Origin of the sequence: Albibacterium profundi (assembly GCF_042159835.1) — a bacterium.
GTDB classification, from domain to species: domain Bacteria; phylum Bacteroidota; class Bacteroidia; order Sphingobacteriales; family Sphingobacteriaceae; genus Albibacterium; species Albibacterium profundi.
Window position 1 is genome coordinate 670,686 of record NZ_JBBVGT010000003.1, and the last position, 14,081, is coordinate 684,766.

Sequence of the window (14,081 nt, forward strand, 5' to 3'; positions counted from 1 at the left end):
ATCTAAACAATGAAGAAAAAGAAAAAACCATGCCAATAGAGACAATTTCTTTATTAGAACAACAGAATATACGTGTATGTAATTGCTTAGGTAACTGCTATTCAAGCCGGTACACAGACCGAGCGGTTCCGCGGAAAAATTGGTCGTTCTCCTCTATGGAGTATGGATTCATAAACTTTGTAATGGTCTCATACCAGTCCTTAAATGTCCCATTTATGAGAACAACCGGCCAGTTGCTGCCAAACATTAAGCGCTCAAAACCAAAATGTTCAACGGAAAATGCCACATAAGGTTGTAAATCGTCTGCCGTCCAATCTTTCCCCGCTTCGGTTATCAGCCCAGATATTTTCGCAGAAACATTGGGAAATGCTGCTAATTGACTCAAACCTACCTTGAATTGTTCGAATTGACCGTCTTTTATAGCCGGTTTCGCTAGGTGATCGATAATGAAGCGAGTGTCAGGACATTGCTCTATCATTTTAACGACCGTCGACACATCACAAAAGTTGATACATATATCGAAACTGTAATCGTAGTCTGGAAGCATTCTCAACACTTGAATGCTATCTGCAGCAAGAAATCGACTGGAATCATCAAACATGCAGCGGATTCCTCTTACCAATGGGTTTTTATTTAATTCTTTAAGTCCATTTATCGCCTTTGAAACATTATCTATTGGATTGTGCGCTACAATCGCTTTTATCCTGGGTTCAATCGAAGACAGATTGCTTACAAAATCAACCTCATCAAGCGATTGATTTGCGCTACAGTCGCTTTGAACAAATACAATCTCGTTTATCGGAATCCCACTCGACTGGCTTTGATAATCTTCCGTTAGAAAATTTTGTTTAATAGCGGGCACCTGATCCAGCCATGGATAATCTAATTGCTTTAGGTCCCAAAAATGAGCATGAGAATCGACGATTTTGATATCGTTCTCATGTCTCGAATCAGGATGGTTGGTCAAGTTGCTCATAGACAGAATTTTTGCTTATAAATTCCGGGACAATTTCCTTCATTTTACGAACAATTGCTTCATTATTTTTTGTCTTCGTAGCCCCTATTAACTCATCGATAGATCTGCTCGTATCATCATATGGATAAACACGTACCTTCGCGATACTTATCTTTTCATGATGGGTTGGCAATGTTAACTCAGCCGTAGCTAATAATTCTTCGTAGAGTTTTTCACCTGGACGGAGACCTGAAAATACGATTTTGATATCTCTACCCTCTTCGTAGCCGGCAAGCTGAATCATCTTCTTTGCCATATCAATAATTTTTACCGGTTTCCCCATATCAAATACGAAGATTTCACCTCCATGACCCATTGTTCCAGCTTCTAACACCAATTGTACCGCTTCCGGAATGGTCATAAAATATCGTGTGATTTCTGGGTGAGTGACAGTGACAGGCCCACCCTTTTCTATTTGTGATCTAAACCGTGGAATTACTGAGCCATTGGAGCCTAATACGTTTCCAAACCGCGTTGTGATAAAACGTGTACTATTCTCCGCAAATTGATTCAGCGATTGAATATAGATCTCAGCCAAGCGCTTTGAAGCACCCATCACATTGGTCGGGTTTACCGCCTTATCTGTCGACACCATAACAAATTTTTCAGCCTTATATTTTACAGATAAATCGGCAACATGCTTTGTGCCTGCAACGTTAACCGCAATGGCTTCAAGCGGATTACTTTCCATTAAGGGAACATGCTTATAGGCTGCAGCATGATACACTATCTGAGGTGCGCAAAGACGGAACAGTTTATCCATCCTGCTTTCATCCCTGACATCCGATATGACAACTTCGATTTTTCCTTGTGGAAACTTTTCCTCAATCTCTAACTGTATTGTATGCAAAGGACTCTCGGCATTATCGCAGAGAACCAAAAGAGCCGGTTTGTAGTTCATTACCTGTCGTACAATCTCAGACCCGATTGATCCGGCAGCGCCCGTGATTAAAACACGTTTTCCACAGAGATCATTCTCAACCTTGCTTTGGTCGATTTTGATAGGTTTACGCTGCAGCAAATCCTCAATTTTAAGTTTCTGCATCTGCTTTTTATCCAAGGTGCCTGACAACCATTCACTTGTTGGAGGTACAGTAACGATCTTAATGCCGAGTCTGATAGCCCGCTCAATTACAACTTTTTTTGATCTTTCGTCAAGGTTTTCATGAACGATAACTAACTGTTCAATCTTTTTATATTTCTTTAAATCCGGAAGTTCTTTAAAATGATAAACTTTTTTTTGCTCCATGTAACTGTAAAGTCTTTTCCTATTCGTATCAATAAAGCCCACAACTACATAGTTCACTTCGCGATTAGCCTCTAACGCTTGTTTTACTAAGACTGCATTTCGGTCTGAACCATATATTAATGTTCTGACAAAATCTTTTCCCGCAAAACGTCGGGTTAAAAACTGATAGGTATTTCTAGCCATGATTCTAAGCATGACCAGAAGTGATGTGCATATAAAAAAGTTAATGAGTACAACTAAGAAGAGATTCAAATATGCGCCGTCAATTACGGATGAACCAAAGAGTAATATCGATGCGAGAAAAACTGCCGAAAAAGTAATGGATGCGGAAAAAATACGAATTAGGTCAACACTATTCGAATACCGTAATAGACCTGTATGCATTCTTCCGAAATATAAGACCGTTAGTGCACTGACACAAAACACTGCCACATAGATCAAAAACCGGTTTCCGTCAATTTGAGAGAAATCAAAACCTTTAACCAGAAGAAAAGAAAATGAAAAGGACCAAGAAATTATCAGGAAATCAAGAAATAAAATTACCCATTTTGATATTGTCTTGCCCTCAAGTAAAAAAGCCTTAATGCGTTCCTTGGCATTAAAAAGTTGTTCGTTCATTATTCTTTTTCTACATCTTCCTTTAATGCCGCAAATCTATTAAATATTTCCTTTTTTTAATTCATTAACTGCATGATCAACTGCACGTGCGGTTAATGCCATATAAGTTAACGACGGGTTTTGTGTTGAAGTAGACGTCATGCAGGCTCCATCAGTTACAAACACATTCTTACATGTGTGAACCTGATTATATGCATTTAGCACCGAAGTTTTGGGGTCTAACCCCATTCTTGCACCTCCCATCTCATGGATATCCAATCCTGGTGCTTGAGTCGCATCATTTCTATTTATATTAATAAATCCAGCCTTTTCAAACATCTCCTCAAATTGATCGAGATAATCAGCCTTCATTTTAACATCATTATCGTCGTAGTCGACTGAGATTCGTATTTGAGGCATTCCCCACTCGTCTGCTTCAGAAGAATCCAGCTTGATATAAGACTCTTTTTTAGGAATAGTCTCTCCCATCATATGGGACCCGACACTCCAAATACCGAGCTTCGGATTATCTAGGGATTCTTTAAGGTCAATACCAATCGAATCCGTGTCAGCATAAGAATATCTTCCGGCACTGAACCCAGCTGCATATCCTCGTAGAAAATCAGTCTCTTGTTTATACAGATTTCGGAATCGCGGTATATAGCCTCCGCCAGCCGGGTTTCTACCATCGGTAGAAAAATCCAGTTCCCCTTCATATTGTGCAGATATTCTTGCGCTGTAATTGTGAAAAGCAAAATACTTACCTACTAAGTCATTCTCGTTGCCAATACCGTTTTCATAGACTTTTGACTTCGAATTGAGGAGTAAAGCCACGGAGTTAACCGCCGAACCATTGACAAAGACGACGTTTGCAAAGTACTCTATAGCATCTTTTGTTTTCGAATCAATCACTCGGACACCTTTTGCTAAACCTGTATCTTCATCGATAATGATAGATTCTGCGATGGCATTATTAACTAATGTAAGATTCCCTGTTTTTGCGGCCCATGGGAGCGTTGATGAATTACTGCTGAAATATCCACCAAACGGACATCCTCTTTGGCAAAGCGTTCGGTTCATACATTGGGCTCTTCCTTGTTCTATGTGTATGGGTTGAGGTTTTGACAAATGCGCACAACGTGCAGATACGACCGTGCGGTTCGCATAATTATTTTCAAGAAACCCTTTAAAGTAGTCTTCAACTGTGTTTAAGGGGTATGCAGGTAAAAATTCACCGTCCGGAAGTTGAGGCACGTTGTCTTTGTTACCAGAGATACCTGCAAACTTTTCAACATAGCTATACCAAGGCGCAATATCTTTATAACGAATCGGCCAGTCGACCGCAAAACCATCTCTAGCAGGACCCTCAAAATCAAAGTCGCTCCAACGTTGAGTTTGTCGCGCCCATAATAGTGACTTCCCCCCCGTTTGATAACCTCTTATCCAGTCGAAGGGTTTATCTTGAATGTAGGGCTGCTCTTTATCCTTAACAAAAAAATGCATCGCATCTTCTTTAAACGCGTAACAGCGACTCACAATTGGGTTTTCTTTCCGAATAGCATAAGGCACTTCTAGGTTATGTTCAAACTCATAAGGCGCCATGTTTGTCGTCGGATAATCTTGGATGTGTTTCACATCTCTACCGCGCTCAAGAACCAAGGTTTTGAATCCTTTTTCAGTAAATTCTTTTGCTGCCCACCCTCCACTAATACCAGAGCCTATCACAATAACATCGAAGTTATTACTAGAATTATTATTATTTATCATACTATACTATGCAATCTTGTAAAAAGGATTATACCGACCTGGAACCAACTCATAAGGCACAACCTCGGTCATATAATACTTAGAATTTTTATATCCTCTAATAGTCAGGCTTTTGACTAAAGAATAGAACCTTTCAATTATTTCCTTTTCTTCGAACTCGCGTTCATCCGTAGCTTCAAGTTCACCTGTTTCAATGGTTTTTAAAAATTCCGAACGCTGAGATGGTGTTGCGTTTTCAAAGATGATGTCATTGGAACGCTTAAATCGCGACTCGAAGGCAACCAGACCTTTACCAAAAAGTTTCTGTTGTTCCTCGTCACCACAATCTTCAACCATTTTCCTCACAAAATTATGAAGCCCTAAAGTTTTGCTTCCTGGAGTAGTCGTCTCAGGAATTATAGTTTCACCCAATTCTGCTAAGACCAGATTCGCTTGCTCTACGGAGTCTTCACAAGAAGACAGGTATGGTAAAAAGGCTAATCCGCCCGCAAATATAAATGAGTTCTTTATAAAAGATTTTCTGTCCAAGGTTTTCTGTATTTATTTTTTTCTAATTGGTGGCCAATCATTTTACCAATGATTCATTTTTAACAATTAGCCATTAAAAATACAAAATATATTAGTTAATCCAATTGATAGCCATAAAATTGATTAATAATTTTTTAACTTGTTTTACTAGGCCTAACTTCTATTTTACTTGGAAGAGTGCGACTGTTCAGCTTTAAAATATCTACTACCAATTCTCCAATATCTTCTTTTTGAATCTTCCATTTATCGGCATCGCTTACTTGGTGATCATTGAAAGCTGTAGCCACAGAACCTGGCATAATGGTGGTTACACGAACTCCTGCATTTCTCAAATCAAGCATAATTGCTTGTGTAAATCCGGTCAGACCAAATTTGCTTGCATTATAAGCAGAACCGCCTGCAAAAAAATTAGTCCCGGCTAGGCTTGAGATGGTAATAAAATAGCCTTGGCTTGCTTTTAAAGCTTCGACGGAAGCTTTGATGCTATAAAATGGGCCAGTCAAATTGGTATCAATAGTCTCATGCCATTGTTCCAAGCTTAGTTCTTCAACCGGCGCAAAATGACCGACGCCCGCATTGGCTACAAATACGTCCAATTGTCCCCATTTACTTATACACTGCTGAACTGCATTTTGTTGTTGTTCAAGGGATCGTGTATCGGCCTCGATACCGATTATTTCACCAGCTCCGATTTGTTTTAGCTGACCCACAACTTTGTCTACTCGTTCTTGAGAACGAGATGTGATAGCTACACAATATCCTTCTTTCAACAGGCTTTCAGCAATTCCCAAACCAATACCGGAACTTCCTCCGGTGATTAGTGCTACTTTAGTTTTTTTCGACATTTCTATTTTATTTTAATGTTCTATAATATGTTTTATAGCTTTCCGTCCACAATTTCACTCGGACCGATTTCATAATAAGAGGGTATTTCGGAGAACCGCATAATTACACTATTAGGATTGATGACAGCACCCTCACCGACTACAGCCTCGGCACCGATATAAACACCCGGATAGGTGGTAACAAAATCTTCCACGATCGCATCGTGATCTATTGTTACGTTAGAGTTAACAATAACATGTTTGCCTATTTTTGCTCCCGATTGAATAACTGCACCGGCAAGAACGACAGTTCCTTCTTCTATTATCGCATCGGAAGCTACCACAGCAGTTGGGTGTATCAGTACGGAAAAACCGTGTTTCACCTTCTCGGAAAGTAGTTTTCGCACACGTGAATTCCCGATTCCCAGAACGATCAGGCTATCCGGAGAAAATGCAGCTTCATAGGGGGACACTTTGACGCCCCTGATGTTGTCAAGCTGATTTGAGTCGTCAAAGAAAACTTCAACCTCTAAATCCAACTTCCCCAACAAATCTTGCAATACTTTTGCGTGGCCGCCGGCACCATAAATTAAATAATTTCCATTCATTATTCTTCTACTCTATTATCTGTTTCTTCTTCTTTACCTTCCTCTATTAGTTCATTTACCTCTTCCATTTCCCCTTTTTCCAATTCTTTAACTTCTTTCTCCTGCTCATCCGATTGTTTGTCGATATGAAATGTACAACCAATTGGGAAATGGTCAGAGCCAACTGAAGGATAAATAAACAGCTTGTCGATTAATACATTCGCGCTATGGAATAATAGATCTAAGGGGACTCTAAAAAACCAATAATTAGCATGAAAAGTGGATAAAATTCCGCGACCAATCCTCGCATCAATCAGTTCACTCGTTTTCTTAAACAAGAGGGAGCTCTTTGCCCATGCCACATTATTAAAGTCGCCGGTAACTACTGTCGGCTTTTTTGTGCCTCTTATTTTTTTGGCGACGCATAGCAAATCTCCGTCACGCTCTTTTGAGTTTTCCTCTTCAGTTGGACTCGGAGGAGGCGGATGCACTCCGAAAAACACGAAACGATAACCATCTTCGGTTTCAAGTTCTGCTTCTATGCTCGGTAAATCATCAGCAACAAAGTAATGAGTTGTCGCACTAATAACTTTCAATCTGGTATAGAAATGCATTCCATAAGTATTATCGAGAGTGATTTTTTCTTGAAAAGGGTAATCCTCTTCTAGGACACGCATAGAACGTTCCCAATTACTGTCGCTTTCCATGGTCAGGAATATGTCTGGTTTTTCATTTCTCACCAAATCAATGAACCTATCATGCTCTTCGTTGAATTGGTAAACATTACATGAAATTATCTTTATTGAATCTGAAGCGTCTTCACTTTTCTCAGTCTTGTGGGATCGCCAAAACTTTGTATAGCGCATTAGGATATAAACGTGATAGACAATTAATCCTAATTGCACAGCTTGTAAAGTCCACACCCATGGAGTTAGTTCAACAAACACAAATGTGAGAGGGAAAACAACAACTTGTAATACCAGTATTTGTAACTTAATAAACTCTGGGACACGAAACACCCAGTGTTGGTTTTGAATAAACGGCAAAAGACCCAATACAACTAGCAGAACGGAAAGGGAGGTCATTAGGATGTCCATAGCGACAAATTAAATTATTGCGCTGCAATATAGAAATTTTTTATGTTCTCGTTATACGCAGATATACGCAAGGAGATGCATAATAGAAGGACACAAATGTTTACTAAAGCTGCTGTACTGAAGAGTCAATTGCCTGGTCGCCGTTTACCAAAACAAGACTTTGGCCAATCGTATTGTCATTTGTTAAACATTCCACAATTGTTGAAGCAACATCATCTCGGAATATTTGTCGCTTATTGGCTCCTGCTTCCAAGGCAATTGACCCTGTGCCTTCACCATCCAACAGTAGTCCTGGTCGTAAGATTGTATATTCAAGTTTAGAAGATTTCAGAAAGCGGTCGGCATAATGCTTTGCAATATAATACGGTTTTATACCGCTATTTTCCCAGTTTTCACGACTATCAGCATCAATACCACTTACCATAATGTATCGTTTCACTCCCATTTTTTCTGCGGCTTCTATGGATTTTATGGCGCCATCAAGATCGATAACCAATGTCTGGTCATAGCCAGTGTGTCCACCCGAACCGGCTGAGAATACAACCGCATGAACATCGATCATTTTGGCAGCTAACTCTTCAACAGTGGCTGTTAGGTCAAACATGATATGTTGAACACCTAATTTGTCAAATTTTTCAACTTGCTCAGGCTTTCGAATACCAGCTACAGGAGCTAACTCCTTAGTATCCTTAAGTTTTTTCACCAATAATGTTCCCACTTTTCCGTTCGCTCCGATTACCAAAACGTTTTTCTTATCCATTTTATATTGTTTTAATTGTTGTAATTTCCTTAATCTCAAATGTACAAAATGCAGCTTTGGGGAATATCATTACATTGTTATAATCATACTCGGTACTATAAACAGGTTTCTATTTGAAGTTTCTGCCTTTATAAAATACTTTAGAAGGGATATTGTTCTGGTTTTCAATGTGTTGCGGGATCACGGGAAGGCGTTGTGCTAACTTACTCATTAGCTTTGTTAAGTCGTAACACTTTCTAACGACAACATGAACGACCGTCCCTTCTTTCTGCAGCCTTCCTTCTACCATCAGGAGCTTCGCGTTCATAATTTCTTTACGATAGACTTTAAATAACTTTTCAAATATCACCAAGTTAGTAGAACCTGTTTCATCTTCAATAGTAATGAAACATATTCCTGAGGCCGTAGCAGGACGTTGCCTAACGAGCACCAGTCCTGCTACCTTTACAAACTGTCCATCTGTAAGTTCTTCATTGATAGCTTGGGTTGACTTCACGCGCAACATTTCCAATTGTTGACGAATAAAACTTACTGGATGTGCTTTTAACGACAGCCCAAGTGTGTTGTAGTCTTGTAATACATGCTCTCCCGGTGTCATCAATGGTAATTCAACCTGACCTTCTAATACACTCTCAGAAGGTTGATCTTTAAAAATCGCAATAGGCATATCATGTAAGGCTGCAATTTCCCATAAAGCTTTTCGTCGATCGAAACCAATGGACCTGAATGCATCGGCATCTGCTAATTGCTCTAAAGTCGAAATAGTTATACCCGTATTTCTTAATGAAGTAATTGCCTTATAACCAGAGCCTCTTGTTTTCACTAGCTGATTCATTTCCTTTTCTTGAAGACCTTTTATTTGTCTGAAGCCTAAACGGATAGCATAGGGTTTATTTTCTTTTCTCTCAAGCTGATTGTCCCAAGTCGAATGGTTTATATCTGGTGGAAGAACTTCTACTCCATGTTTTTGTGCATCGATTACGATCTGCGCCGGCTGATAAAAACCCATAGGCATGCTATTCAGTAAAGCCGTTGCAAAAACAGCTGGATATTTGTATTTCAACCAACTAGATACATATACTAATAAAGCGAAACTTATTGAGTGACTTTCAGGGAAACCATAACTTCCAAAACCTTCAAGTTGTTTAAATAATCTCTCTGCAAATTCTTGAGAATAGCCTCTCTCAATCATTCTATTAATTAACTTTTCTTTATACCGGTTAATCTGCCCGTTAGACTTAAAAGTAGCCATACTTCTACGGAGACCATCAGCTTCATGGCCAGTAAAATTAGCTGCCTTAATCGCAACATTCATAGCTTGCTCCTGAAAAAGCGGCACTCCGAGTGTTCTTTTTAAAATAGATTTCAATTCAGGCATCGGATATTCCTCCGCCTCCTCTCCATTACGCCGTCGCAAATAGGGATGAACCATATCACCCTGTATAGGTCCCGGACGAACAATAGCCACCTCAATGACGAGATCATAAAACCTTTTTGGTTTTAACCGGGGGAGCATAGACATCTGTGCGCGACTTTCTACCTGAAAAACACCTAACGTATCAGCGCGACTAATCATTTCATATACATTGGAATCATCTTGGGGTACGGTGGCTAATGTCCATTTCTCTCCGTAGTTTTTTTTACATATATCAAATGCCTTTTTTATACAAGTCAACATGCCTAAGGCGAGCACATCGACTTTTAAAAAACCGAGCTCTTCAATATCATCTTTACTCCATTCGATATTCGTACGCCCATCCATACGAGCATTTAAAATCGGGCACAGATCAGTCAGTTTTCCTTGAGTTACAATAAAACCTCCTGTATGTTGCCCTAATTGTCGAGGAAAACCGATCATTTGAGCGGTTAAACTCAATGTTTTTTTTAAATGTGGATCATTAGGATTGAGACCTTGTTTAGTCACTGTTTCATCATCAAATTGACCATCTCCTGATCTCCAAATCAAACTTGATAAGCGATTGATCGTATCAATGGATAAGCCCATTGCTTTGCCAACGTCTCGAATGGCTCCCTTTTGGTGTACCTGAGTAACAGTAGCTACTATTGCGGCACGATCCCGACCATATTTATTATATATATATTGAATAATTTCTTCACGTCGTTCATGTTCGAAATCAACATCAATATCTGGTGGCTCGTTTCTCTCGGATGATATGAAACGTTCAAATAACAACTCAAACTTATCTGGGTTAACTGAAGTGATACCTAAACAGAAACAAATAGCAGAATTCGCAGCAGAACCTCTTCCTTGACATAATATATCTCTACTACGTGCTTCACGGACTATATCTTCCACAAAAAGAAAATAGTTAGCATAATCTCTTTCTTTCACAAATTCCATTTCTCGGCGAATCATCCCCTCTATCTTTTCCGGTATTTTTTCACCATAATAGGTATGAGCACCTTTCCATGTCAAGTATTCTAACTCTTCAATCGGTGTACGACCATTAGGATTAATCTCGACAGGATATTCATACTTCAATTCGTCGAGAGAGAAAGTGCATGCTTCGGCTATCTCAATTGCATTTTGAATAGCTTCCGGGTGCTTCTTAAACAATCTGTGTATTTCATCTATAGGCTTAAGATGACGTTCTGCGTTTTGATGAAGTCGAAAACCCGCATCATGAATAGTACATTTCTCTCGAACACAAGTGAGTATATCCTGTAATTCACGACGTACAGGGTCATGGTAATGAACATCATTGGTTGCTACTATAGACAGATTGTGTTGATTACAAAGTTGTTGTACTCGAAAAATAAGTTTATCATCATTTCCTAAATAGGTTCGGGATATCGACAGGTATAATTGTTCACCTAAAGCTTCCTTATATTCAGCAATGCTTTGAATAAAGTCATCTTCAAAAGTTAAATAACGGTTCAGTTTAGAGGGGCTTATTGCTATGAAAATAATGCCTTCAGAATATTCATATACGTCTTTCTTAAATAAATGACACTCACCTTTTTCTGTACGTATATTTCCTAGTGATAATAAAGCAGACAATCTTCCATACGCATCTTTGTCTGTTGGATAAGCAAGCAAGCTCGATCCATCAAGCAAATCAAGTCGACATGCAGGTATTATTTTCATGTTAGCTTCTTTAGCAGCAACATGGGCTCTAACAATTCCTGCCATTGTATTCCGGTCTGTGATCGCGATTTTTTTATAACCTAAATCAGCAGCTTTGTGAACCAATTCATAAGGATGAGAGGCTCCACGCAAAAAACTAAAATTAGAAGTAACCTGTAGCTCGCTGTATTCCATTTTACTTCATTTTAAGCAAAAAAGCCATGAATAAACCATTCTACACCCTCGATATTATCATAATACCCTGAACGAAACAACCAATACCGTTGCCCCCTTTCATCTTCTACTTGATAATAATCACGATGTTTTTCATTATCTAACCACCATTCTTTTTCAATACGTTCTGGACCATCAGCTTTTATAATTGTATGCCTGACACCTTGATAAATAAAAAACTTAGGTGGAGAATCTGGTATCACACTCATTACGTCTATAGGCTCAGGTTTCTTAAGCAGTTCTGTTGGGCGAGGGTGGTCTAAACGCCAATAGGTACTAGGTTTCTCGCTTATGGTTAAAGAGTTTTTGAGAGATCGCTCTGGCCAGAAGTGTTCTGCAGGAAGGTAACGATGAATTGCACCTACTCCTACTTTACCTGCAATTCGGTCGAGTAATTGAACGACTCCCTGACTGCTAATACCTTTGTTTTCTATCCAAAATGCTTCTTGCTCGGGCTTAGCATTATTAACTTTTACAGCTTCAAGAATGAATAATTCAATTCCCAAACCTGGTCTTATATTTTCTATTTTGAGCTGAAAAAGTTTAAACAAATGCTCCATATCATTACTGGCTACATTCGTACCAATATAAATTTTAACTAATTTATTATCAACTCGATAGCCAGTCAGAGTAGCTGCTCTAACACCTTTTTCTTCTTTCTGTAATCTTAGACACAATTGTTCAAGTAACTTTTCCAATGCAATCTCAATTCCTTCTCTTGTTTTGATTGGTTCCAGACAGGCTAGTCTCTCTTGAAATTGAAGAGGCTCTTTTAACGGCTTTATTACTTCAATTTTTGTACCTAATGCTTGCTCCAATCTCATCAAAAAGCTTTCTCCAAAACGTCTTCTTAGTACAGATCGTGGAATATTTAAAAGAGCTCTTATCTGATAGAAACCAAGCTTTTTTAGTTTAGATAGCGTATCTTCTGGTAAACGAAGCGCTTGAGGAGGTAAGGGCATTAGCGCATCGATATCTTTTCCGGTAGTCACCCAAGAACTTAAAGTTCTAAATCGAGAAACCGCCCAAGCCGCTCCTAGAGAATCTGCAATCCCTATTTGGGCTGTATATCCTTTAGATTTTAGCCGACCAACAAGCTCCTTAAGGTATCGGTCTTCGCCACCCCAAAGATGTGTACAGCCACTGATATCCATAAATAAACCATCTTTTGAAAATTCGTCTATCATGATGATTGGGGAAAAACGAATGCACCACTCTCCTAGTCCTTTCAGTAACTTTAAGGATCTATCATCTTTACTTTGAATGGTTTCCACTTCAGGACAAATAGCTTTGGCGTCAGCTGCACGCATACCTATCTTTATACCTTGTTGTTGAGCGAGGTGGTTTACTGCAGTAATCATTAAACCCCCATGCTCTGACATAACAAAAACGAAAGGTTTCTCTTTGAGCTCCGGTCTACGGATAATCAACCAATCCGTCAACAAATGTTTGAACCATATGGAAGCAAACCGTTTTTTCATGTTCTAACCGAATAGCTTTACATTAAGATCAAACCAAGATGTTTCCTTTTCTTGCTTATGGCTTAGTACTTCAACAAGCTTATCTCCCATCCAATCAAATGCCCAATTTCCCGGATTTCCGTTACGCACTTTGATCAACTCGATACTCCATCGAGGAAAACCTATTCCAGGCATTCCTGCTTCTGTTTCACTTGGCAACGGGATAACCTTCCAGCGGGCGGCTGCACCTGTCGTTATTGCTTTGTGCACACTTTTTCGGATGATAAAGCCCGTAACTCCCGATTCTTCAACTGCAAGTTGTAATCTGCGAGATTCAATGAGATTTAAATTATTGATTTCAGCAACAACAGCTGTTAAGCCTTCGCATTTCAATGCCTCTTCCGTGACCCATAATGCTTCTTTTTCTGTTTTTACATCGATGAAGATAATTTGCTCAGGCTTCACATCAAACATTCGCAAAGCAATAGGGAAAAGCTTTCTGGACGTGCTGACCCATAAACAAACTTCATTTTGCTTCATTAAAACAGATAGAAGAGCTGCCACAAAACCATTGCTGGCTGCTGAACTCTCTGGTTGAAAACAAATGAATTCATGAATTGCTCCTTTTGGAAATACTCCATTAGGAAAAGCAGATTCAAGTCCACCCAGTCCTATCTTTTCTTCAGTATGATTGCTTTGTGGTTTATAGCCTTGCCATAATAGAATATCACGTTTCAACTTGTCAATTAACCCCTTTTTCATTTCCATAATCTTTTGCTAAAATATATATGACTTATGAAATCAATACAAATATAATACTAAATTATTTAGCATTGAAATAAAAAGGAGGAAGCCTTGCAATAACGCAAAACTTC

At 39.1% G+C, this 14,081-nt stretch carries 11 protein-coding genes; all 11 read right to left on the reverse strand.

The features are described from left to right. Nucleotides 1–97 precede the first annotated feature (97 nt). The 11 genes from WKR92_RS14305 to WKR92_RS14355 all read right to left on the reverse strand — a co-directional run bounded on the left by WKR92_RS14305 (nt 98) and on the right by WKR92_RS14355 (nt 13,968). Complete coding sequence (locus tag WKR92_RS14305) at nt 98–976, reverse strand: amidohydrolase family protein (RefSeq protein ID WP_375558523.1); 879 nt, start codon at nt 974–976, stop codon at nt 98–100. After that, complete coding sequence (locus WKR92_RS14310; protein ID WP_375558524.1) at nt 951–2,882, reverse strand: polysaccharide biosynthesis protein; 1,932 nt, start codon at nt 2,880–2,882, stop codon at nt 951–953. The genes WKR92_RS14305 and WKR92_RS14310 overlap by 26 nt, the downstream gene beginning before the upstream one ends. A gap of 39 nt (nt 2,883–2,921) precedes the next feature. After that, on the reverse strand, nt 2,922–4,628 hold the full coding sequence (locus WKR92_RS14315) for a GMC oxidoreductase (protein ID WP_375558525.1): 1,707 nt from the start codon (nt 4,626–4,628) through the stop codon (nt 2,922–2,924). 6 nt (nt 4,629–4,634) lie between these two features. Further along, entirely contained in the window at nt 4,635–5,156 is a 522-nt protein-coding gene (locus tag WKR92_RS14320) for a gluconate 2-dehydrogenase subunit 3 family protein (RefSeq protein ID WP_375558526.1), read from the reverse strand. Between the two features lie 134 nt (nt 5,157–5,290). Continuing rightward, nucleotides 5,291–6,001, reverse strand: a complete 711-nt coding sequence (locus WKR92_RS14325; protein WP_375558527.1) for an SDR family oxidoreductase — start codon at nt 5,999–6,001, stop codon at nt 5,291–5,293. Nucleotides 6,002–6,033: 32 nt separating this feature from the next. Beyond that, on the reverse strand, nt 6,034–6,588 hold the full coding sequence (locus tag WKR92_RS14330) for a PglD-related sugar-binding protein (protein ID WP_375558528.1): 555 nt from the start codon (nt 6,586–6,588) through the stop codon (nt 6,034–6,036). Further along, nucleotides 6,588–7,664, reverse strand: a complete 1,077-nt coding sequence (locus WKR92_RS14335) for an endonuclease/exonuclease/phosphatase family protein (RefSeq protein ID WP_375558529.1) — start codon at nt 7,662–7,664, stop codon at nt 6,588–6,590. The genes WKR92_RS14330 and WKR92_RS14335 overlap by 1 nt, the downstream gene beginning before the upstream one ends. 103 nt (nt 7,665–7,767) lie before the next feature. Further along, nucleotides 7,768–8,424 carry an SDR family oxidoreductase gene (locus WKR92_RS14340; RefSeq protein ID WP_375558530.1) on the reverse strand — a complete coding sequence of 219 codons (657 nt, stop codon included), beginning with the start codon at nt 8,422–8,424 and terminating at the stop codon, nt 7,768–7,770. Nucleotides 8,425–8,533: 109 nt separating this feature from the next. After that, nucleotides 8,534–11,707 (reverse strand): error-prone DNA polymerase, encoded by a 3,174-nt coding sequence (locus tag WKR92_RS14345; protein WP_375558531.1) that lies wholly within the window; start codon nt 11,705–11,707, stop codon nt 8,534–8,536. A gap of 11 nt (nt 11,708–11,718) precedes the next feature. Next, entirely contained in the window at nt 11,719–13,227 is a 1,509-nt protein-coding gene (locus WKR92_RS14350; RefSeq protein WP_375558532.1) for a Y-family DNA polymerase, read from the reverse strand. A 3-nt stretch (nt 13,228–13,230) separates the two neighbouring features. Beyond that, the gene (locus tag WKR92_RS14355) at nt 13,231–13,968 is read right to left on the reverse strand and encodes an ImuA family protein (RefSeq protein WP_375558533.1); all 738 of its coding nucleotides are present in this window, start codon (nt 13,966–13,968) and stop codon (nt 13,231–13,233) included. Between the last annotated feature and the right edge of the window lie 113 nt (nt 13,969–14,081).